Source organism: Pseudomonas sp. 01L34 (genome assembly GCF_056400265.1).
This window is the reverse complement of record NZ_JBFTSX010000001.1, coordinates 134898-157656: the sequence shown is the minus strand read 5'-3', so window position 1 is coordinate 157656 and position 22759 is coordinate 134898. Positions and strand designations below refer to the sequence as shown.

The following is a 22759-nucleotide window of genomic DNA, read 5'->3' as shown; positions in this document are numbered from 1 at the left end:
CAGTTGTTATCGGTTTCTTCGCTAGTTCCCACGCCCCGCATGGGAATTCATCCCTGGACGCTCTGCGTCCGCTCCTGGAACGCGGAGCGTCCCTGGCTGCGTTCCCACGCAGAGCGTAGGAACGATCACTCATCACACCGGAGATTTCACGACAGTCGGACTCGGCCGCATCGAACTCAACCCGTAATAAATCAGCCCTCCCAAGGCCGAGCCGGTGAACCAGCCGTAGCTGTAGAACCAGCTGAAGGCATCGCTGCCCAGCGACAGCAGCGTCAACACCACCGGCACGCCGAACGCGATGAAGCCAAACCCGTTCCACGCCGGGTACACGTCATCACGATAGAGGCCGGCCAGATCCAGTTGCTGTTTCTTGATCAGGAAATAGTCCACCACCATGATCCCGGCGATCGGCCCCAGCAGGCTCGAATAGCCGAGCAACCAGTTGGAATACACCGTCTCCAGGCTCAGATCCGAGACAATCAGCCCGAGCTTTTTCAGCAGTTCATGGGCCATCAGCGCCAACCCGACCAACCCCGTGAGCATCACCGCCGTGGTGCGGTTGATGTACTTGGGCGCGACGTTCTGGAAATCGTTGGTTGGCGACACGATGTTGGCCGCAGTGTTGGTGGACAAGGTGGCGATGATGATCAGCGCCATGGCCAGTGCGACCCAGACCGGGCTCTGGATATGGCCGATCAAGGTGACCGGATCAGAGACGGTGACACCCACCAGTTTGACCGACGCGGCCGTCATCACCACGCCGAGGGAGGCGAACAGGAACATGGTCAGGGGTAAACCGATAATCTGCCCGACGATCTGGTCCTTCTGGCTTTTCGCGTAGCGGCTGAAGTCTGGAATATTCAGCGACAAAGTGGCCCAGAAGCCGACCATGGCGGTCAGCCCGGCGGCAAAATAACTGGCCACGCCGGCCCCTTCCGGACGCTTGGCCGGGATCGCCAGCAACTCGGTCATCGATACATTCGGCATAGCCCACACCAGCAGGCCCACGCCCACCAGTACCAACAACGGCGCCGAGAGGGTTTCCAGCCACTTGATCGAGTCCGCGCCGCGAATCACCACCCACAGGTTCAAGGCCCAGAACAGCATGAAGCCGATCACCTCGCCGGTACCGCCGAGGGCCTTCCAGCCATCGAACACCGAGCCGAGAAACAGGTGAATCGCCAGCCCACCGAACATGGTCTGGATGCCGAACCAGCCACACGCCACCAGGGCGCGGATCAGGCACGGGATGTTGGAACCGAGAATGCCGAAGGACGAGCGCAGCAATACCGGAAACGGAATGCCGTACTTGGTGCCGGGGAAGGCGTTCAGGGTCAGCGGGATCAGTACAATGATATTGGCGAACAGAATCGCCAGCAGCGCTTCGCCCACGGTCAGGCCGAAGTAGGCCGTGAGTACGCCGCCGAGGGTGTAAGTCGGCACGCAGATCGCCATGCCGACCCACAGCGCGGTGATGTGCCATTTGTTCCAGGTTCGTTCGCGCACCTTGGTCGGAGCCATGTCGTGGTTGTATCGGGGACTGTCGAGGACATCGCTGCCGGCTTCGAGCTCAAACAAGCCGTCGCGCTCGGTCACTTGCGATCTGATCTGTTGCATGGCCGCTCCACTGTTCTTTTGATTATTTTTGCTCATCAGAGGCTGGCGCAATGCGCGCGAGCCGGACGATGGCCGGAGAAACTGACAACTTTTACGGACCGGCCACGGTGTCAGCGGCGGCATCAATAAACGTGCCGGGTGCCCCGCTTGCGCCTCGGGCAGTGCCATAAAACTTTGCTAACCAACTGATGTTAATCAGCTTTATTTATCCAACTAGCGAGTCCCCGGTCAGTTGCCCTGTCACTCAGGCCGAATGCCAGGCAAGTTGTCCGAACAGTCAGGACTCAATCTGGTGCGTCGATCTTTTTTGTAAGGTTGTTGCGCATCAACCATAGACCATCCTCAACCGGCTGATTTCACATAGAAAATCTTGACCATATTTCCAACCTGTCAAGTGCGTCAAAATGGTGAGCGGTCTCACCATTTTGGTGATTTTCATTTTTTATCGTTATTTATCAAACAGTTAAAACAATAATATGCTTATAAAAAATATTCTTGCTCAATCCACAAACTGCAGCTAGCGTCTATTCTTGACAGCGCTGACAGGAATACACCGATTGGCGTCTGCTTCATATAAAACATCTAGAACCGGCAATAGTCGGTCATGCCTGCGAGGAACTCGGAATGTCTCTGTTGATCCGTGGCGCCACCGTTATTACCCATGATGAAAGTTATCGCGCCGACGTGTATTGCGCCGACGGCGTGATCAAAGCCATCGGTGAAAACCTCGATGTTCCCGCCGATGCTCAAGTGCTCGACGGCAGCGGCCAATACCTGATGCCCGGCGGCATCGATCCGCACACGCACATGCAACTGCCCTTCATGGGCACGGTGGCCAGCGAAGATTTTTTCAGCGGCACCGCAGCGGGATTGGCCGGTGGCACCACGTCGATCATCGACTTCGTGATACCCAACCCACAGCAATCATTGATGGAGGCCTTTCATCAATGGCGCGGCTGGGCCGAGAAGTCGGCGTCTGACTACGGCTTTCACGTCGCCATCACCTGGTGGAGCGAGCAAGTCCGCGAGGAAATGGCCGAGCTGGTCAGCCAGCACGGGGTCAACAGCTTCAAGCATTTCATGGCCTACAAGAACGCGATCATGGCCGCCGACGATACGCTGGTGGCGAGTTTCGAGCGCTGCCTGGAATTGGGCGCGGTGCCGACCGTGCACGCGGAAAACGGCGAGCTGGTCTATCACCTGCAACGCAAGTTGATGGCCCAGGGCATCACCGGGCCGGAAGCGCATCCGCTATCACGACCTTCGCAGGTGGAAGGTGAAGCCGCGAGCCGGGCGATTCGCATCGCCGAAACGTTGGGCACGCCGCTGTACCTGGTCCACGTCTCGACCAAGGAAGCCCTCGACGAAATCACCTATGCCCGCGCCAAGGGCCAACCGGTGTACGGCGAAGTGCTGGCCGGGCATCTGCTGCTGGACGACAGCGTTTACCAACACCCGGACTGGCAGACCGCCGCCGGTTACGTGATGAGCCCACCCTTCCGCCCGCGAGGCCATCAAGAAGCCCTTTGGCACGGCCTGCAAGCGGGCAACCTGCACACCACCGCCACCGACCACTGCTGCTTCTGCGCCGAGCAAAAAGCCGCCGGCCGTGACGACTTCAGCAAGATCCCCAACGGCACCGCCGGTATCGAAGACCGCATGGCAGTGCTTTGGGATGAAGGGGTGAACACCGGGCGTTTGTCGATGCAGCACTTCGTAGCGCTCACCTCCACCAACACCGCGAAGATCTTCAACCTCTACCCGCGCAAAGGTGCGATCCGTGTCGGTGCCGATGCCGATCTGGTGCTGTGGGACCCGGAAGGCACGCGGACGATTTCAGCCAAGACTCACCACCAGCAGGTCGACTTCAACATCTTCGAAGGCAAGACCGTGCGTGGCGTACCGAGTCACACCGTCAGCCAGGGCCGTGTGGTGTGGGCCGATGGTGATTTGCGCGCCGAGCGTGGCGCGGGCCGGTATATCGAACGGCCGGCGTATCCAGCGGTGTTTGATTTGCTGAGCAAGCGGGCTGAGTTGCACAAGCCGACCGCTGTGAAACGCTGATCTGCCCTCTGTGGCGAGGGAGCTTGTTCCCGCTGGACCGCGTAGCAGGCCCAAAGCCAGTCGACTCGGGGGGGCAGGACAACCGATTTGGCAGGATGTGGGGCGGCTTCGCCACCCAACGGGAGCAAGCTCCCTCGCCACAGGATGATGCGAAAAAACCAATGCCCACCAGAGGCAGTACCTCAATTAACCGTGAGGCCAACACCGTGATCAAGACTTTGAACCACCTCCCGCATCCCCATGAGGACGCGGCCGCCCTCGCCGGCCATTTCACCGACCTGGCGCCGCCGCTCAACGAGCGTCAGGCGCATCTGGAAGCCTCGCGCTGCCTGTATTGCTACGACGCGCCGTGCGTGAACGCGTGCCCAAGCGACATCGACATTCCATCGTTCATCCGCAATATCCATCAGGAAAACGTGCAGGGTGCGGCGCAGAAGATCCTCTCGGCCAACATCCTCGGTGGCAGTTGTGCCCGGGTCTGTCCGACGGAAATCCTCTGCGAGCAAGCCTGCGTGCGCAACAACGCCCAGGAATGCGCGCCGGTACTGATCGGCCTGCTGCAACGCTATGCCGTGGACAACGCACACTTCAGCGAACACCCGTTCCAGCGCGCCGCCGCAACCGGCAAGCGTATTGCCGTGGTGGGGGCAGGCCCGGCCGGTTTGTCCTGCGCGCACCGCAGCGCCATGCACGGCCATGACGTGGTGATTTTCGAGGCCCGGGAAAAGGCCGGCGGCCTCAACGAATACGGGATCGCCAAGTACAAGCTGGTGGACGACTACGCGCAGAAGGAGCTTGAGTTCCTGATGGGAATTGGCGGAATCGAGATTCGCCACGGGCAGAAGCTGGGCGACAACCTGACCCTCAGTGAACTGCATCAGCAATTCGACGCGGTGTTCCTAGGCCTCGGCCTGGCCGCCAGCAAACAACTGGGCCTGCCCAACGAGGATGCCCCCGGCCTGCTCCCCGCCACCGACTACATCCGCGAACTGCGCCAGGCCGATGACCTGACGCAACTGCCGCTGGCCGAACGCTGCATCGTCCTCGGTGCCGGCAACACCGCCATCGACATGGCCGTGCAAATGGCCCGCCTCGGTGCCCGGGACGTCAATCTGGTGTACCGCCGTGGTGTCGCGGACATGGGCGCTACCGCTCACGAACAGGACATCGCCAAGGCCAATCAGGTGCGCCTGCTGACCTGGGCACAACCCGAAGAGGTGCTGCTCGACGATCAGGGCAACGTGCGCGGCATGCGCTTCGCCCGTACCCGATTGGTGGAAGGTCGCCTGCAAACCACCGGCGAAACCTTCGAACTGGCCGCCGACGCGATCTTCAAAGCCATCGGCCAGACCTTCGACACTTCCGCCCTCGCCGACCCGCTGGCCCGTGAACTCAAGCGTCAGGGCGATCGCATCCTCGTCGACGAGCAGCTGCGCACCAGCATTCCCGGCGTGTATGCCGGTGGCGACTGCACCAGCCTCGATCAGGACCTCACCGTGCAAGCCGTGCAGCACGGCAAGCTGGCCGCCGAGGCGATCAACGCTCAACTCATGCTCAACGTGGAGGCTGCGTAAATGGCCGATCTCTCGATTGTCTTCGCCGGCATCAAGGCCCCCAACCCGTTCTGGCTCGCTTCCGCGCCGCCGACCGACAAAGCCTACAACGTAGTCCGCGCGTTCGAGGCCGGCTGGGGAGGCGTGGTCTGGAAAACCCTGGGGGAAGACCCGGCGGCGGTCAACGTGTCGTCACGCTACTCGGCGCACTTCGGGGCTAACCGTGAAGTCATGGGCTTCAACAACATCGAGTTGATCACCGACCGTTCGCTGGAGATCAACCTGCGGGAAATCACCCAGGTCAAAAAGGACTGGCCGGACCGCGCACTGATCGTGTCGCTGATGGTGCCCTGCGTCGAGGAGTCGTGGAAAAACATCCTGCCGCTGGTGGAAGCCACCGGCGCCGATGGCATCGAGCTGAATTTCGGTTGCCCCCACGGCATGCCGGAACGGGGCATGGGCGCGGCGGTCGGCCAGGTGCCGGAATACGTCGAACAAGTCACTCGCTGGTGCAAGACCTATTGCTCGTTGCCGGTGATCGTCAAGCTCACGCCGAACATCACCGACATCCGCGTCGCCGCCCGTGCCGCCCACCGTGGTGGCGCCGATGCGGTGTCGTTGATCAACACCATCAACTCGATCACCAGCGTCAATCTGGAGCGCATGGTCGCCAATCCCGCCGTCGGCAGCCAAAGCACCCACGGCGGTTATTGCGGCTCGGCGGTGAAGCCGATTGCGTTGAACATGGTCGCCGAGATCGCCCGCGACCCGCAGACCCAGGGCTTGCCGATCAGCGGCATTGGCGGCATCGGCAGTTGGCGCGATGCGGCGGAATTCATTGCCCTGGGCAGCGGTTCGGTGCAGGTGTGCACGGCGGCGATGCTGCATGGTTTCCGGATTGTCGAGGAGATGAAGGACGGTTTGTCACGCTGGATGGACAGTCAGGGCTACGCCCGCGTGTCGGATTTTTCCGGGCGCGCAGTGGGCAATACCACGGACTGGAAGTACCTGGACATCAACTATCAGGTGATTGCGAAAATCGATCAGGAGGCGTGCATCGGTTGCGGTCGCTGCCACATCGCTTGCGAAGACACCTCGCACCAGGCGATTGCCAGCCTCAAACAGGCCGATGGCACGCATAAATATCAAGTGATCGATGAGGAGTGCGTGGGCTGCAACCTGTGCCAGATCACCTGCCCGGTGCAGGATTGCATCGAGATGGTCCCGGTGGATACGGGCAAGCCGTTTCTGGATTGGAACCATGATCCGAGGAATCCGTATCACGTTTCCGTTTGAGTAATGCATCGTCCGGGTTCGCTGATCGTTCCCACGCTCTGCGTGGGAACGATCAGGTTACGGCTCCAACCCGATCCCACGCAAGATCACACTGGTCACCGTCTGCACCGCCCGTTCGAACTGCATGTCCGACAACGGCTGATGATCATTCAGGATGTTCACCTGATGATCGAAGTCGGCGTAGTGCTGGGTCGAGGCCCAGATCATGTACAACAGGCTGGAAGGCTCTACCGGCAGGATGCGTTTGTCTTCCACCCACTGGCGAATTTTCGCTTCCTTCATCTTGGCCCAGTCGTACAGGCTCGCGTCCAGCTTCTCACCGAGGGTCGGCGCGCCGTGGATGATTTCGTTGGCCCAGACTTTCGAACCGTACGGCCGGCTGCGGGAATGGTTCATCTTGGCGCGGATGTAGCTGCTGAGCACCACGCGCGGGTCGTCGAACATTTCGAAGCACAGGGCGTCCTGCTTCCAGACCTCCAGCAAACCCAGGAGCACCGCGCTGTACAGCTCGCTCTTGGTGCTGAAGTAGTAATGCAGGTTGGAGCGCGGCAGTTGCACTTCAGCGGCGATGTCGGCCATGGCGGTGCTGCCGAAGCCTTTTTCGGCGAAGACCTTTTCGGCCGCCAACAGGATTTTTTCGACGTTACTGCGACGAATCTCGATCTTGTGATTGCCCATGAGGGCTCCCTGACAACAGCGTTGCTCAAGACTAGCATCCGCTCTACGTCGCGGCGACAGGGGAAAACGAAACTTCGTACAGCGGCCCTGCGGCAGGTAAACTGCCTGCCTCTTTGAACCTGCCTGCGAGGTCTCCACGATGCTGCTCAAGAACGCCCTGACCACCGCTGCCCTGCTCGGCTCGCTGCTCGCCGCCTCATCGGTGTTTGCCCACGCCCATCTGAAAAGCCAGACCCCGGCGGCCGACAGCACCGTGCAGGCGCCAACGGAACTGCGCCTGGTGTTTTCCGAAGGGGTTGAAGCAACGTTCACCAAAGTGAACATCAGCAAGGACGGTGCCGACGTACCGGTAAAAAGCCTCGCCACCGAAGGCAGCGACAAGAAAACCCTGGTCGTCACCCCGGCAGCGCCGTTGGCCGCTGGCGATTACAAGGTCGAATGGCATGCCGTGTCGGTCGACACCCATAAAAGTGAAGGCGCCTACCGCTTCAAGGTGGGTCAGTAATTCATGACCGAGGCGCTGGTGCTGTGCCGCTTCCTGCATTTCACCGTGGTGCTGATGCTGTTCGGGGCCTGGGTGTTCAGGCCTTTGCTGTTGGGCCGCGAAACGAAATGGCTGGATCCGGCACTGGCGCGAGTGACCCGCTGGCTCAGCGTGGTGGCGTTGCTCAGCGGCGTCGGCTGGTTGCTGCTGATCACCGCCAGCATGGCCAGTTCCCCGGAGGCGGCATTCGACCCGGCGACGCTAGGCCTGGTGCTGAGCAATACCTTTTTCGGTCAGGTATGGCGCTGGCATCTGCTGCTCAATCTGTTGCTCGTGGCATTGTTGTTGACGCCCTGGCGTTCCAACATGGCCTGGCGCATCGGCCTTTCCAGCCTGCTGCTGGCGACCCTGGCCCCGGTCGGTCATGGCGCCATGCTCGATGGCCTGCAAGGCCAACTGTTAATCCTCAACCAGATTGTTCACCTGACGTGCGTCGGCGCCTGGCTCGGTGGGTTGATGTTGCTGGTGATGATCCTGCGCCAACCGGACGATCATCCCTTGAGCGCGATACTGCAACGCTTCAGCGGGATCGGTTACGCGTTGGTGGCGGGGTTGGTGATGACCGGCCTGATCAACGTGCGCGTACTGACCGGCGTGTTCTGGCCGACGCCGTTGCTGTCCGGGTTTGCGCTGATTCTGTTGATCAAGGTTGTGCTGGTGATCGCGATGCTGGGGTTGGCGCTGTTCAATCGGCTGCGGGTCAAGGATTGCCAGCAGCGTCCGGGGCTGTTGCGCACCAGCGTCATGCTGGAATGGATACTGGGGATCGGCGCGGTAGCGGCGGTTTCACTGCTGGGCACCCTGCCCCCAATGATCGCCAACTGAAACACACCCCATCTGTAGGAGCGACCTGTGGCGAGGGGGCTTGCCCCCGTTGGGTTGCGAAGCAGCCCCAAAGTTTCTGTTGTACCAAAAATCCTGTGAGTGCTACGCACTCAAACGGGGGCAAGCCCCCTCGCCACAGGTCACCCCCCACAAGAGGTATGCGTTAGTCAGGGGTATTGGGATCCCCTTGCGCAGCGGTATCAATACTCACCACCACCGACATCCCCGGCCGCAGCCGTTCGCTCTGTTCCTGATCGGCATCGACGCTGATCCGCACCGGCACTCGCTGGGCAATCTTGACGAAGTTGCCAGTGGCATTGTCAGCCTGCAACAAGCTGAACTCGGAGCCTGTGGCCGGTGAAATCCGTTGCACCCGCCCGTGGAATTTCTGGTGGTTCAGCGCATCGACGGTGAAGCTCACCGGCTGGCCGACCCGCACGTTGTCCATCTGGGTTTCCTTCATGTTGGCGATCACCCACAACTGGTTCGGCACCAACGCCATCAGCTGCGCCCCGGAGTTGACGTAGGCGCCGAGGCGCACGCCAATCTGTCCGAGTTGACCGTCGCGCGGCGCCACCACACGGGTGTTCGACAGGTCGATCCGCGCCAGTTGCACCGCCGCCTCAGCGCTGGCCACCGCCGCTTCAAGCGAGCCGCGATTGACGATCACCGTTTGCAGATCCTGGCGGGCGATGTCCAGATTGGCCTGGGCTTGCGCCACGGCGGCAACGGTCTGGGCGTTGGCGGCCAGGGTCACGTCCAGCTCGCGTTTCGACACCGAGCCATCACCGACCAGCTCTTTGTTGCGGCGCAAATCCGCTTCACTTTTGCGCAACTGTGCCTGGGCGTCGGCGACGGCGGCCTGACGCAACTTGATGGTCGCTTCGGCGCTGTTGCGTTGCTGCACCACGTTGGCCAGCGCGGCTTTCTGCACCGCCAGTTGCGCCAGGGACTGATCGAGACGCTGCTTGTAGATGCGGTCGTCAAGGCGCACCAGTAAATCGCCGGCCTTCACGAACTGGAAATCCTGCACCGGCACTTCGTACACGTAACCGCTGAGTTGCGGGCCGATGATCGTCACCTGCCCGCGCACCAGGGCATTTTCCGTGGTCTCGACCGCGCTGCTGAACGGTGGCAGTTGCCAGGCGTACAACACGATCAGTACACCGACGAGAGCAATCGCCGCAAAGCCCAGGGACGAGATGATCCGCACCCCCAGCGAGCGCGGTTCAGAGCCCGGCGAGGATGGCGGCGTCACGCCTTCGGGGGTGGCGGCAATAGTGTTGGTGGTCGTGGTGGTCGGTTCGGTCATGAAGAAGTGGCACCGCTGGATTGTTTGGTTGGAGTGGCAGGCGCCGGGGCAACGGCTTGGGTAGTGCTCATCAGCCACAGGGCGCGAATGGAAATCCAGATCATGGTCAGCACCGCGATCACGGCAATCAGCATGAACACATCGTTATAGGCCAGGACATTAGCCTCGCGGGTGGCGGCGGCGGCCAGGCTACGGATGCCCTGCAGGTTGCGCAGGCTCGGGTCGGAAATTATCGAGCCGACCGCGTTGCCGCCACTCTGGACCCGCGCCGCCACACGCGGGTCGAGCAACGTCAGCTGCTCGACGATGTGACTGGAATGAAACTTCTCGCGCGCGATCTGGAACGTCCCCAGCAGTGCCGCGCCGATCAAGCCGCCGAGGTTCTGACAGATACCGAACAGCACCGAGAAACTCACCAGGTTGCGCGGGCTGGACAGCACGTTACGCATGCCGAAGACCATGGTCGGCCCGAGGAAGAACGTCCCGCCGAAGGCCAGCAGAAACTGGCTGAAATACAGGTTTTCCGGGCGGGTCAGATTGTTCGAATAACTGTCCATCACCGAACCGACCGCCATCAGCGCCAGGGAAATGTTCAGCGGCATGATCAGGTGCTTGGGGTCGATGGTCAGGGCGCTGGTGACCAGGCCGGCGATACTGCCGATCAACATCACCACATACAGGCTGTGCAGCTGTTGACTGCTCATGTTCAGCGTCTGCATGAACCCCACCGCGCCGGTGGACTGTTCCGACGTCACCATGCGAATCAGGATCACCGCCAGGGCCAGGCGAATCATCGCCCCGCTACCGAGCCAGCGGGTCATCAGCATCGGGTTGCTGCGATTGTGCTCGATGGCCAGGCCCGTGAGGATCAACACGATCGAAGCCGCCGACGCCACGCCGATCCACTGCGCTTCCAGCCACCAGTCGATCCGCCCCAAAGACAACACCGCGCAGAGTAAGGCCACGCCGGTGGCGAGGATGGCGAAGGTCAGGAAGTCGAGTTTTTCGAAGGTCTTGAAGCGGTCACCCGGCGGCAGTTTCAGCAGAAACACGCAGCCCAGGGACAACAGCGCCATGCCCAGTTCGAACAGGTACAGCCCGCGCCATTCGGCGATCTGCAGCAGGTCTTCGGAAAACAACCGTGCCATGGGCAAAGCCAGTTGCGAGGTGCCGAGGCCCAATACCAGCGCCTTCATCCGCCATTTCGCCGGGAAGGCCTGGATCATGTAATACAGGCCCAACGAACTCAGCGCTGCGCCGACCATGCCGTGGGCCGCGCGCACGGCGATCGCCGAACTCAGGTCGTTGACGAACAAATGGCCGAAGGTCACCAGCGCATAAAGCATCAGGAACACTTCGGTGAAAGCCCGCAGGCCGAACTGCTGACGAAACTTCACCAGCAGCAGGTTCATCGACACGTTGGTCATGACGTAAGCCGCCGGCAGCCAGGCCATCTCGGCCGTGGTCGCGCCCAGCGCGCCTTGCAGATACGGCAGGTTGGCGACCACCAGCGAGTTGCCGAGACCACCGGTCAATGCCACCAACACCCCCACCAGCGCGTAGGCCAGCCGCCTGGGGTTGGAGTGCAACGGCGTCGAGGGCGATCCGGGCAGGCTGGGCCGCTCGTGGGGCTGCCAGTCGCGCGGGGTGTAGTGATTCATTCAGTGGCCTTGGTTCAAGGAGTGTTGTCAGTTTGCCGCAAAATCACGGGGAGAACACACCCTGCAAACACGAGCCTGTGGCGAGGGGGCTTGCCCCCGTTCGGCTGCGAAGCAGTCGCAATTCAGACAACTCGACATGCAGGAAAAAATAGGGGCCGCTTCGCGCCCCAACGGGGGCAAGCCCCCTCGCCACAGGACTTCTCCCACACTGGACGGTGTGTTCGGCGGGATTCGTAAATTCTGTTTAAAAGTCTTCTCGCCCGTAGCGGATTTTTCCGGGGCAATCCAAATGACACCCTCACGGCACTGTTCAACTCAAAAGGTGCCCCTTATGACCACTGCCCATTGGCAACGCTCCCCCCGCTGGCTGAAAAATCTGCTGGCCGCCGCCCTGCTGCTGCCGTCCCTCGCGTTCGCCCAGGAACGCCCGTGGCCGGATGGCTCGCAACTGGTGATTTCGTTCTCCATGCAATTCGAAACCGGCGGCCAGCCCGACGGTGCCGAAAGTCCGTTCTCCGGCACTCCATTGCCCAAGGGTTACCCGGACATGCCGGCACAGACCTGGTTCGACTACGGCTACAAGGAAGGCCTGTGGCGGATGCTCGACTTGTGGGACCGCAACGGCATCAAGGTCACGTCCCATGTGGTGGGCGAAGCGGCATTGAAACACCCTGAACTGGTGCGGGCGATCGCCGATCGCGGCCATGAAGTCGCCGCCCATGGCATGCGCTGGGCCGACTCCTACAACATGAGCTACGAGCAAGAGAAGGCCTTCATCGGCGACGGCGTCGAGGCGGTGCAGAAACTCACCGGCCAGCGCTCGGTGGGCTACAACGCCAATTGGCTGCGGCGCAGCCCCAATACCCTGAAAGTGCTGCAGGACCTGAACTTCACCTATCACATCGACGACGTCAGCCGTGATGAGCCGTTTGTGACCCTGGTCCGTGGCAAGAAATTCGCCGTGGTGCCATACACCCTGCGCAACAACGACATCGTGCTGATCGAAGGCCGGCACTTCTCGGCGCAACAGTTCTACCGGCAATTGGTGCTGGAATTCGACCGCCTGTACGCCGAAGGTGCCAGCCAGCGGCGGATGATGTCGGTGAGTCTGCATGACCGCATCGGCGGCACCCCGGCGATGGTCGAGGCGGTGGAGCGTTTTATCCGTTACGCCAAGTCCCATCCGAAGGTCAGCTTCATGCGCAAGGATCAGATCGCCCAGATCGTGCTGACCGAAAAGAACCCGCTGATCGATAACACCGAGGCGGCGTACAACCACTGAGCCAAATCACCGCCAAAACCGGAATGAAAAGATCGCAGACTGCGATCTTTTCATCGGCTCGCTACGCCAACAACTGACTCAACACCGCACGCAACTTGCCGGGTTTCACCGGTTTGTTCAGCAATGGCGCGTCGAGCCGCTGCAACGAGCGTCGACACTGATCGGTGCGGTCGGCGGTGATGATCACCGCCGGTATCGTCCGGCTGAAATGCTCGCGCAGATGCCGGACCACTTCACAGCCCACCACCCCGTGATCGAGGTGGTAATCCGCCAGAATCAGTTCCGGCGCCTGCCCCTGCAAAGCCACCAGCGCGGTGGCCTCATCGGTGGCGGTGACCACCTCGCAGCCCCACTGCCCGAGCAGCGCGCTCATGCTTTCAAGAATGCTGACTTCGTTGTCCAGCACCAACAGGCGCCGGCCCGGCAACGGGTTGCCGGTACTCGGCTGCGGTGCGGCCTGACTGATCGGCAGTGGAATCTCATGGGAAATCGGCACCTCGATGCTGAACATCGAACCGCGCCCCGGCAGTGAATGCACCTGAATCCGGTAATCGAGGATCTTGGCGATGCGTTCGACAATCGCCAGTCCCAGGCCCACGCCCTTGCGGTCGGCGGCACGGCCAACGTCCAGTTGGTTGAATTCGAGGAAGATCGAATCGAGACGGTCCGCCGGGATCCCGCGCCCGGTGTCCCAGACTTCGATTCGCAGCGCGTTGCCCCGGCGCCGGGCACCCAGCAGGATGCTGCCGTCGTCGGTGTAGCGGCAGGCATTGCTGAGGAAGTTGCGCAGAATCCGCGTCATCAGGCGCAAGTCGGTATGAATAGCGTAATCGCCCATGTGCACCCGCAGGTTCAACCCGGTCGCCGCGGCCACCGACTGAAACTCCGAAACCAGTGGCGCGAACAATTCATCGAGGCGGTACAGGGCGATGTCCGGCTTTACCGCGGCCTGATCGAGCCGGGAAATATCCAGCAGGTCGGTGAGCAAGTCTTCGGCCCCTTCCAGTGCCTGATGGGTGCGCTCCACCAGTACCTGTTCGACGTCGGGCAAATGCCGTTCGCGCAAGGTCGAGATCAACAAACGCGCGGCATTGAGCGGTTGCAGCAGGTCGTGGCTGGCGGCGGCGAGGTATTTGTCCTTGCTGCGATTGGCCGCTTCGGCGGCATCACGGGCGTCGCGCAAGGCTTCGGCGATCTGTTTACGCTCGGTGATCTGTTGTTGCAGATTGCGGTTGGCGTCCAGCAACTCATTGGTGCGCGCGGTGACCCGTTGCTCCAGTTGATCATTGAGCTGTTGCAAGCGCTCCTGGGCCTGTTTTCGTTCGGTGATGTCGGCGACGAACCCCTCCACCAGGCCTTCCTGATCCGGTTTGAGCAGCAGGTTCATCAACACGTCGAGGACAGTGCCGTCCTTGCGCCGCAGCTGGGTTTCATAGCCCAGCAGGCTGCGCTCACGCTGGAGGACCTCGCCGATGCCTTCCAGCTCTTGCGCGCCGCCGACGAACAGCGTGCCCGCCAGGTCCGTCAGGGAAAACAGCACCTCCTGCGGGTCCTGATAGCCAAGCATCCGCGCCAGCGCCGGGTTGGCGGCGCGCATGCCTTCCTGCAGGCTGGCCTGGAAGATTCCGTGCACGGCGTTTTCGAACAGCCATTTGTAGCGGTTGCGCTCGGCCTCCAGTTCATCCAGGCGCGCGGCCAGTTCCGGGTAATGACTCTTGCGCGCCGAGTGATTGCCCAGGCCGAGTAACCCGGTCAGCGCCCGTTGCTGTTCGTCAGAGGGCTTCGCCATAGACGACCTCGACGTCGCGCTGGCTGGACTCGCGCGGGTTGGTAAGGATGCACGGGTCATCCATGGCATGTTGCGACAGGAACGGAATGTCCGACGTACTCACCCCGTGCAGGCCCAGGGTTTCGTGGAAGCCGATGGCGTGTTTGAGGGCGATCAAGTGGTCGACCAGACGTCCGCAGATCTGCCGGTGATTCAGGCCGCGACAATCGATGCCGAAGGTCTCGGCGATCACCTTGAAGCGCTCCGGCGCCGAGCTGTAGTTGAACGCCACCACGTGTTCCACCAGCACCGCGTTGCACAAGCCGTGAGGCAGATCGAGGAATCCACCGAGGCTGTGGGACATGGCGTGCACCGCGCCGAGGATCGCGTTGGAGAACGCCAGCCCGGCCTGCATGCTGCCGAGCATGATCTTTTCCCGCAGGGCGATATCGCCGGGGTTGGCGATCATTTGTACCAGATTGCCGTTGATCAGCCGCATCGCCTCCAGCGCATGCGGATCGGTGAGCGGCCCGTGGCCGGTGGAAACGAAGGCCTCGATGGCGTGGACCAACGCGTCGATGCCGGTACAGGCCGACAGGAACGGGTCCATGCTCAGGGTGGTTTCCGGGTCGATCAGCGACACGTCCGGCACCGCAGCCTTGCTGACGATGGAGAATTTCATGCGTTCTTGCTGATTGGAGATGATCACGAACTGCGACACATCGGCCGACGTGCCGGCGGTGGTCGGGATCAGGATCAGCGGCGGGCTGGGCATGCGCAGGGTGTCCACACCCTCGAATTCAAGAATGTTGCGCCCGTGGGCGACGACGATGCCGATACCCTTGCCGCAATCCATCGGGCTGCCGCCGCCGACCGCGACGATCACATCGCAGTGATTCTCCCGGTACAGCTCGGCGCCGAGCATCACTTCCTCGATCCGCGGGTTGGGCGAAACGTCACTGTACACAAAGTAATCGATGCCCTGGGCTTGCAGGCTGGCCTCGACATCGGCGACCCAACCGGCGGCGATCACACCGGGGTCGCTGACCACCAGCACCTTGCGGGCGCCGAAGGTCTTGGCGTAATTGCCGACATTATGCCGACAGCCGGCACCGAAGATGATTTCAGGTGAAACGAATTTACGCAGTTGACTGAGATTCTGGCTCATTGGAAAGCCTGTTTTTATTGTTTTGAAAGGTAAAGCCAACACTAAAGCATCCGGCTGCGAATGCAATCAGACCAATGGGTAGCAACTACCGGGGGTGGGGGCTTCGCGTTCGCAATTTATCCGCGATAGATCAGCCGCGAAGCCTTTTCATTGCGCAAGGTCAGGTGTTCCATGCCCTGCCCCGGCGCTTCGGCTTCGTCCCGGGCCTTGAGGATGACGCTGTGGTGCGGCGACTTGCTGCACACCGGGTCGGCGTTGCTCGCGTCCCCCGTGAGCATGAACGCCTGGCAGCGGCAGCCGCCCAGGTCCTTATGCTTTTCATCGCAGGAACGGCACGGCTCTTTCATCCAGTCATTGCCACGAAACCGGTTGAAACCGAAGGAGTCGTTCCAGATATGTTCGACGCTGTGCTCGCGCACATTAGGGAACTGCACCGGCAGCTGACGCGCGCTATGACAAGGCAACGCCGTGCCGTCCGGGGTGATGTCGAGAAACAGGTTGGCCCAGCCATTCATGCAGGTCTTGGGGCGCTCTTCGTAATAGTCCGGGGTGACGAAAATCAGCTTGCACGGGTGGCCCTCGGCCTCAAGCCGCTGGCGATACTCGTTGGTGATGCGCTCGGCGCGCTGTAATTGTTCGCGGGTCGGCAACAGGCCGACGCGGTTGAGTTCGGCCCAGCCATAGAACTGGCAGGTCGCCAACTCGACGAAATCCGCCTCCAGCTCCAGGCACAGCTCGATGATCTGCGCGATCTGGTCGATGTTGTGCCGATGGGTAACGAAGTTCAGCACCATCGGGTAGCCCTGGGCTTTCACCGCCCGGGCCATGGCCAGTTTCTGGGCGAAGGCCTTGCGTGATCCAGCGAGCATGTTGTTGACCGCTTCGTCGGCGGCCTGAAAGCTGATCTGGATGTGGTCCAGCCCGGCGACCTTGAAGTCGCGGACCTTCTGCTCGGTCAGGCCGATACCCGAGGTGATCAGGTTGGTGTAGTAACCCATGTCCCGCGCGGCCTTGATCAGCTCGGCCAGGTCCTGGCGCACCAACGGCTCGCCACCGGAAAACCCCAGTTGCGCGGCGCCCATCTCCCGGGCCTCGCGGAACACCCGGATCCACTCTTCCGTGCTCAACTCCTCACCCTGTTGGGCGAAATCCAAGGGATTGGAGCAATACGGGCATTGCAGCGGGCAGCGATAGGTCAGCTCCGCCAACAGCCACAACGGTGGGCCGGATAGCTGCTCGATCGCGTTCACAGGGCGATCCCCCGGTGCCAGACCCGCTCGGCGGTGACGGTGTGATACGGCGGGCGGTCCAGCTCATAGGCCATGCTCATCGCGTCGAGCATGCTCCACAGCACATCAAGCTTGAACTGCAGAATCTCCAGCATGCGCTGCTGGCCCTCGACCGTGACGTAATGCGCCAGGGTGATGCGCAAGCCATGCTCGACATCGCGCCGGGCCTGGCTCAGGCGCGTACGGAAATAGTCGTAACCGGCCGGGTCGATCCATGGGTAATGGCTGGGCCAGGCGTCGAGCCGAGACTGATGGATCTGCGGCGCGAACAGCTCGGTCAGCGAACTGCTGGCCGCTTCCTGCCAACAAGCACGGCGGGCGAAATTGACGTAGGCGTCCACGGCAAATCGCACACCCGGCAGCACCAACTCTTGCGAGAGAATTTGTTCGCGATCCAGCCCCACCGCTTCGCCCAGACGCAACCAGGCTTCGATGCCGCCTTCGCTGCCGGGGACTCCGTCATGGTCGAGAATCCGTTGCAGCCATTCCCGCCGCACGTCGCGGTCCGGACAGTTGGCGAGGATTGCCGCGTCCTTCAGGGGAATGTTCACCTGATAGTAGAAGCGATTGGCGACCCAGCCCTGGATCTGCTCGCGGGTGGCGCGCCCGGCGTACATGGCTTGGTGGAATGGGTGGTGGATGTGGTAATAGGCGCCTTTGGCGCGCAGGGCCGCTTCGAATTCAGTGGGGGTCATGGGAGTGTCAGTCATTGCGGTTCTCCGGGGAATAACCGTTGGGTTCTGCGATGAGGCCATCCGCTACAGCTCAATACTCATGCCGTCATAGGCCACTTCAATCCCCCGCCGCTCCAGCAAAGCCCGCTCGGCCGAGTCTTCGTCGAGGATCGGGTTGGTGTTGTTGATGTGGATCAGCACCTTGCGCTGGCGATTGAAGCCCTCCAGCACTTCGAGCATCCCGCCGGGACCGCTTTGCGGCAGGTGGCCCATTTCGCGGCCCAGGCTCTGGCCGACTTCACATAGGCGCATTTCATCGTCGCGCCACAGCGTGCCGTCCAGCAGCAGGCAATCGGCGCGCTGCATCCAGCTCAATACCTCGGCATCGACCTGCCCCAGACCCGGCGCATAGAACACCGATGCTCCGTTGCGCAGGTCTTCGATGAACAGGCCGATGGTGTCCCCCGGCTGCGGGTTGCCACGGTTGGGGGAATACGGCGGTGCGTTGCTGACCAATGGAATGGCGCGAAATTGCAGGTGTTGGCAAGCTGCGATGCTGAACGGCTCACGGTCCAGTTCGATCGGTTGCCACTGCAAACCACCGTTCCAATGTTTGAGCATGGTGAACAACGGGAAGCCGCTGCTCAGGTCTTCATGCACCCGCTCGGTGCACCAGACCGAATGCGGGCAGCCTTCGCGCAGGCTCAACAGGCCGGTGCAATGGTCGATCTGACTGTCCAGCAGGACTACGCCGGCAATCGCCGTGTCACGCACGCGGCGGGCCGGTTGCAGCGTCGGGAAGCTTTCGAGTTGGGCGCGGATGTCTGGTGAAGCATTGCAGAGTATCCATTCCACACCGTCGTCGCTCAGGGCAATGGACGACTGCGTACGGCGTTGCGCACGCAGGTTGCCGTGACGCATCGCCGCGCACTGGCGGCAGTTGCAGTTCCATTGCGGAAAACCGCCGCCGGCGGCGGAACCGAGAACGCGGATGTGCATGGCAGGCTCCAGAAAGCAGGCCCGGCCAACGCGACGGCTGACCGGGCGATCAATCAACGGTTGGCGAAATACATCGTCACTTCGAAGCCAATGCGCAGATCGGTAAACGCGGGTTTATGCCACATGGGTCATTCCTCTTCTTGTGCCGGACGATTCCGGTAACGTCATTAATGCACGGGGCGCCAACTGCCCGAATGCTACTTTCGAAGGAGGTGGCGGCGTGCGTTGGTAGGGGGTGTTGCAAGGCCTTCAAGCACACACAGAACCAATGCGGGAACGGGCTGATGTGGCGAGGGGGCTTGCCCCCGTTGGGTCGCGAAGCGGCCCCAAAACCTGAAGTTCCGGGGACTGCTCCGCAGTCCAACGGGGGCAAGCCCCCTCGCCACATCAGCCCGCTCCCACATTTGGTTTGTGCTGTGCTTATGGGGTTAGAAGAACCCCAGCGGATTGATGTCGTAGCTCACCAGCAGGTTTTTGGTCTGTTGGTAATGGTCGAGCATCATCTTGTGGTTCTCACGGCCGACACCGGACTTCTTGTAGCCACCGAACGCGGCGTGGGCCGGGTACAGGTGGTAGCAGTTGGTCCAGACGCGCCCGGCCTTGATCGCCCGGCCCATGCGGTAGGCGCGGTTGATGTCGCGGGTCCACAGGCCCGCACCGAGGCCGAACTCGCTGTCGTTGGCGATCGCCAGGGCTTCGGCTTCGTCCTTGAAGGTGGTGACACCCACCACCGGGCCGAAGATTTCTTCCTGGAACACGCGCATTTTGTTGTGGCCCTTGAGCAGCGTCGGCTGGATGTAATAGCCGCTGGACAAGTCGCCTTCCAGCCGCTCGGCCGCGCCGCCAGTGAGCAGCTCGGCGCCCTCCTCCTGGGCGATTTTCAGGTACGAGAGGATCTTGTCGTATTGCTGCTCGGACGCCTGGGCGCCGACCATGGTCTCGGTGTCCAGCGGATTGCCACGCTTGATCTTGACGATCTTCTTCATCACCTCGGCCATGAACGGCTCGTAGATCGATTCCTGCACCAGTGCCCGCGACGGACAAGTGCAGACTTCGCCCTGGTTGAAGAACGCCAGCACCAGGCCTTCGGCGGCTTTTTCGATGAACTGCGGTTCGGCGTTCATGATGTCTTCGAAGAAGATGTTCGGCGACTTGCCGCCCAGCTCAACGGTGCTTGGAATGATGTTCTCGGCTGCGCAATGCATGATGTGCGCGCCCACCGGGGTGGAACCGGTGAAGGCGATCTTGGCGATGCGCTTGCTGGTGGCCAGCGCTTCACCGGCTTCGCGACCGAAGCCCTGGACGATATTCAGCACGCCGGCTGGCAGCAAATCGGCGATCAGCTCGGCGAACACCATGATCGACAGCGGCGTTTGCTCGGCGGGTTTGAGCACGATGCAGTTGCCCGCAGCCAGGGCCGGGGCGAGTTTCCACGCGGCCATCAGCAGCGGGAAGTTCCACGGGATGATCTGCCCAACCACACCCAGCGGTTCGTGGAAATGATAGGCGGTGGTCAGTTCGTTGATTTCAGCGGCACCGCCCTCTTGAGCGCGGATGCAACCGGCGAAGTAACGGAAGTGGTCGGCGGCCAGCGGCACGTCGGCGTTGAGGGTTTCGCGCACGGCCTTGCCGTTGTCCCAGGTTTCGGTGACGGCGAGGATTTCCAGGTTCTGTTCGATGCGGTCAGCGATTTTCAGCAGCACCAGCGAGCGGTCCTGCGCCGAGGTTTTGCCCCAGGCATCAGCGGCGGCATGGGCGGCGTCGAGAGCCTTTTCGATGTCGGCGGCGCTGGAGCGCGGGAATTCGGCGATCACTTCACCGGTGACCGGTGAGGTATTGGTGAAGTACTCGCCATTGACCGGGGCGACGAACTCGCCGCCGATGAAATTGCCGTAGCGTGGTTTGAAGGAAACGATGGCGCCGGGTGTTCCAGGTTGTGCGTAGATCATGATGGGCCTCTGTCTGGGTCGATGCCTGTCAGGCCAACAGGCGATGAACCGATAGTAGAGAGCCCCGCCTGTCAGACGAATGCGCCGTTGGCAGGGGGACTCTCGTTATTTGGTCGTAATTTTGCCCATACGGGACAGGTGATCCTTGTGGCGAGGGGGCTTGCCCCCGTTCGGCTGCGCAGCAGTCGTAAATCCGACCAACGCAGTGAGACAGGAGAAATGCGGGGGCCGCTTCGCGACCCAACGGGGGCAAGCCCCCTCGCCACAGAACCCGCTCCCACAGGGTTATTCAGTGAATTTTGGGTTAGTGCTTGGCAACCAGGTCCTTCGGCAGCTTGAAGGTCCACAGCATGCCGCCCTGGTTGAAGTCCTTGATGCGCTTGGCCACTTCGCCGCCCCACAGCGGTACCGCGCCGCCCCAGCCGGAGAGCACCGAAACGTATTGTTCGCCATCCATTTCCCAGGTGATGGGCGAGCCGAGCACGCCGGAGCCGGTCTGGAATTCCCAGACTTTCTCGCCGGTCTTGGCGTTGAACGCTTGTAGGAAACCTTCCGGCGTACCGGTGAACACCAGGTTGCCCTTGGTGGTCAGCACCCCGCCCCACAACGGCGCGAAGTTCTTGTGGCGCCAGACTTCCTTGCCGGTTTTCGGGTCGATGGCGCGCAGCACGCCGATGTAGTCTTCATTCAATGGCTTGATGGTGAAACCGGCGCCGAGGAACGCCGCGCCTTTTTTATAGGCGATGCCTTCGTTCCAGATGTCCATGCCCCACTCGTTGGACGGCACATAGAACAAGCCGGTGTCGCGGTTGTAGGCCATCGGCATCCAGTTTTTCGCCCCCAGGAACGCCGGCGCTACAAACACCGAACTGCCTTTGGCCTCGGAGCCCGGTGCACCCGGACGGCTGTCTTCGTTGTAGATCGGCCGACCGTTTTTATCCAGGCCACTGGCCCAGGTGATCTTGTCCACGAACGGGAAGCCGCGGATGAATTTGCCGTTGGTGCGATCCAGCACATAGAAGAAACCGTTACGGTCCGCGGTGGCCGCGGCTTTGATTTCCTTGCCGCCTTCGTTGTAGTTGAACGACACCAGTTCGTTCACGCCGTCATAGTCCCAGCCGTCGTGAGGGGTGCTCTGGAAGTGCCATTTGATCGTGCCGTCGTCCGGGTTCAGCGCCAGGCGCGAGGACGAGTAAAGGTTGTCGCCAGGGCGCAGGTGCGAGTTCCAGGGTGCCGGGTTGCCGGTGCCGAACAGCAGCAGATTGGTTTCCGGGTCGTAGTAGCCGCCCAGCCACGGCGCCGCGCCGCCGGTTTTCCACAAATCCCCCGGCCAGGTCTTGCCCGCTTCGCCGCCGGAGATGCCGTTCTCTACGGCCTTGCCGTCTTTGTAGACGTAACCCATGTGGCCTTCGACCGTTGGCCGGGTCCACAGCAGATCACCGTTTTTCGGGTCGTAGGCTTCGATCTTGCCCACCACCCCGAACTCGCCACCCGCCACGCCAGTGATCAGTTTGCCGTTGATCACCAGTGGCGCGGCGCTGATGGAGTAGCCTTCCTTGTGGTCGGCGACTTTCTTGCTCCATACCACTTTGCCGGTGTCTTTATTCAGGGCCACGAGCTTGGCGTCGAGAGTGCCGAAGATCACCAGGTCGCCATACAGCGCCACGCCACGGTTGATCACGTCACAACACGGACGGATGTCATCCGGCAGGCGCGCGTCGTATTGCCAGAGCTTGCGGCCGGTGCGCGCATCCACGGCGAACACCCGTGAGTAGGAACCGGTCATGTACATCACGCCGTCCTTGATCATCGGCTGCGCTTGCTGACCGCGCTGTTTTTCACCGCCGAACGAAAAGGCCCAGACCGGGCGCAAGTCTTTCACGTTGTCGACATTGAGGGTGTCCAGCGGGCTGTAGCGCTGACCCTGGACGCCCAGGCCATTGGTGACGACCTGTTCCGGATTCTTCGGATCCTGGAGGATGTCTTGATCGGAGACTGCGGCCATTGCCTGGCCAGACAACAGCATGGCACTGAGCAGCACGCTCAAGACGAAGGGTTGGCGACGTGCGGGTTGGGTCAT

At 61.6% G+C, this 22759-nt stretch carries 18 protein-coding genes; 6 read left to right on the top strand and 12 right to left on the bottom strand.

Translation table 11 applies throughout. The features are described 5' to 3' along the window. Window positions 1-132: 132 nt before the first annotated feature. The gene (locus tag AC1DQM_RS00765) at window positions 133-1617 is read right to left on the bottom strand and encodes an NCS1 family nucleobase:cation symporter-1 (RefSeq protein ID WP_018929683.1); all 1485 of its coding nucleotides are present in this window, start codon (window positions 1615-1617) and stop codon (window positions 133-135) included. Between the two features lie 624 nt (window positions 1618-2241). Between AC1DQM_RS00765 and hydA the strand changes: the two genes are divergently transcribed. From hydA to preA, 3 genes are all read left to right on the top strand, one after another. After that, a complete protein-coding gene (hydA, locus tag AC1DQM_RS00760; RefSeq protein WP_018929684.1) occupies window positions 2242-3681 on the top strand; it encodes a dihydropyrimidinase in 1440 nt (479 codons plus the stop codon). Between the two features lie 206 nt (window positions 3682-3887). After that, entirely contained in the window at window positions 3888-5255 is a 1368-nt protein-coding gene (locus AC1DQM_RS00755; protein ID WP_026286688.1) for an NAD(P)-dependent oxidoreductase, read from the top strand. Beyond that, a complete protein-coding gene (gene preA / locus AC1DQM_RS00750; protein ID WP_477745665.1) occupies window positions 5256-6530 on the top strand; it encodes an NAD-dependent dihydropyrimidine dehydrogenase subunit PreA in 1275 nt (424 codons plus the stop codon). It begins immediately after the preceding gene. Window positions 6531-6587: 57 nt separating this feature from the next. Here the strand turns inward: preA and AC1DQM_RS00745 are convergent, their stop codons facing one another. Then, on the bottom strand, window positions 6588-7208 hold the full coding sequence (locus AC1DQM_RS00745; protein WP_007937670.1) for a TetR/AcrR family transcriptional regulator: 621 nt from the start codon (window positions 7206-7208) through the stop codon (window positions 6588-6590). 139 nt (window positions 7209-7347) lie between these two features. Between AC1DQM_RS00745 and copC the strand changes: the two genes are divergently transcribed. Both copC and copD read left to right on the top strand, forming a co-directional pair. After that, the gene (gene copC / locus AC1DQM_RS00740; RefSeq protein ID WP_477745664.1) at window positions 7348-7713 is read left to right on the top strand and encodes a copper homeostasis periplasmic binding protein CopC; all 366 of its coding nucleotides are present in this window, start codon (window positions 7348-7350) and stop codon (window positions 7711-7713) included. A gap of 3 nt (window positions 7714-7716) precedes the next feature. Next, a complete protein-coding gene (copD, locus tag AC1DQM_RS00735) occupies window positions 7717-8577 on the top strand; it encodes a copper homeostasis membrane protein CopD (protein WP_477745663.1) in 861 nt (286 codons plus the stop codon). A gap of 163 nt (window positions 8578-8740) precedes the next feature. On the opposite strand, the gene AC1DQM_RS00730 is transcribed toward copD, so the two are convergent. Together AC1DQM_RS00730 and AC1DQM_RS00725 are read right to left on the bottom strand one after the other, a co-directional pair. Next, window positions 8741-9889: an HlyD family secretion protein gene (locus AC1DQM_RS00730; protein ID WP_477742962.1), complete on the bottom strand. Its 1149-nt coding sequence runs from the start codon at window positions 9887-9889 to the stop codon at window positions 8741-8743. After that, the gene (locus AC1DQM_RS00725; protein ID WP_477745662.1) at window positions 9886-11550 is read right to left on the bottom strand and encodes an MFS transporter; all 1665 of its coding nucleotides are present in this window, start codon (window positions 11548-11550) and stop codon (window positions 9886-9888) included. The genes AC1DQM_RS00730 and AC1DQM_RS00725 overlap by 4 nt, the downstream gene beginning before the upstream one ends. Before the next feature lie 331 nt (window positions 11551-11881). On the opposite strand from AC1DQM_RS00725, the gene AC1DQM_RS00720 reads away from it, so the two are divergent. After that, the gene (locus AC1DQM_RS00720; protein WP_086946237.1) at window positions 11882-12832 is read left to right on the top strand and encodes a polysaccharide deacetylase family protein; all 951 of its coding nucleotides are present in this window, start codon (window positions 11882-11884) and stop codon (window positions 12830-12832) included. A gap of 61 nt (window positions 12833-12893) precedes the next feature. Here AC1DQM_RS00720 and AC1DQM_RS00715 read toward each other — a convergent pair whose 3' ends face one another. The 8 genes from AC1DQM_RS00715 to AC1DQM_RS00680 form a co-directional block, all read right to left on the bottom strand. After that, window positions 12894-14621, bottom strand: coding sequence for a hybrid sensor histidine kinase/response regulator (locus AC1DQM_RS00715; protein WP_477745661.1), 1728 nt, complete (start codon window positions 14619-14621; stop codon window positions 12894-12896). After that, complete coding sequence (gene ercA, locus AC1DQM_RS00710) at window positions 14605-15768, bottom strand: alcohol dehydrogenase-like regulatory protein ErcA (RefSeq protein WP_436275441.1); 1164 nt, start codon at window positions 15766-15768, stop codon at window positions 14605-14607. Before ercA ends, AC1DQM_RS00715 begins: the two co-directional genes overlap by 17 nt. A 116-nt stretch (window positions 15769-15884) precedes the next feature. Beyond that, window positions 15885-17018, bottom strand: coding sequence for a pyrroloquinoline quinone biosynthesis protein PqqE (pqqE, locus tag AC1DQM_RS00705; protein ID WP_477745660.1), 1134 nt, complete (start codon window positions 17016-17018; stop codon window positions 15885-15887). Then, entirely contained in the window at window positions 17015-17767 is a 753-nt protein-coding gene (gene pqqC / locus AC1DQM_RS00700; protein WP_018929700.1) for a pyrroloquinoline-quinone synthase PqqC, read from the bottom strand. Before pqqC ends, pqqE begins: the two co-directional genes overlap by 4 nt. A 48-nt stretch (window positions 17768-17815) precedes the next feature. Then, window positions 17816-18730, bottom strand: a complete 915-nt coding sequence (gene pqqB / locus AC1DQM_RS00695) for a pyrroloquinoline quinone biosynthesis protein PqqB (RefSeq protein WP_477745659.1) — start codon at window positions 18728-18730, stop codon at window positions 17816-17818. Between the two features lie 53 nt (window positions 18731-18783). Beyond that, window positions 18784-18855, bottom strand: coding sequence for a pyrroloquinoline quinone precursor peptide PqqA (gene pqqA / locus AC1DQM_RS00690; protein WP_081499480.1), 72 nt, complete (start codon window positions 18853-18855; stop codon window positions 18784-18786). A 303-nt stretch (window positions 18856-19158) separates the two neighbouring features. Then, entirely contained in the window at window positions 19159-20679 is a 1521-nt protein-coding gene (gene exaC / locus AC1DQM_RS00685) for an acetaldehyde dehydrogenase ExaC (RefSeq protein ID WP_019648895.1), read from the bottom strand. Window positions 20680-20983: 304 nt separating this feature from the next. After that, entirely contained in the window at window positions 20984-22759 is a 1776-nt protein-coding gene (locus AC1DQM_RS00680; protein ID WP_018929703.1) for a PQQ-dependent methanol/ethanol family dehydrogenase, read from the bottom strand.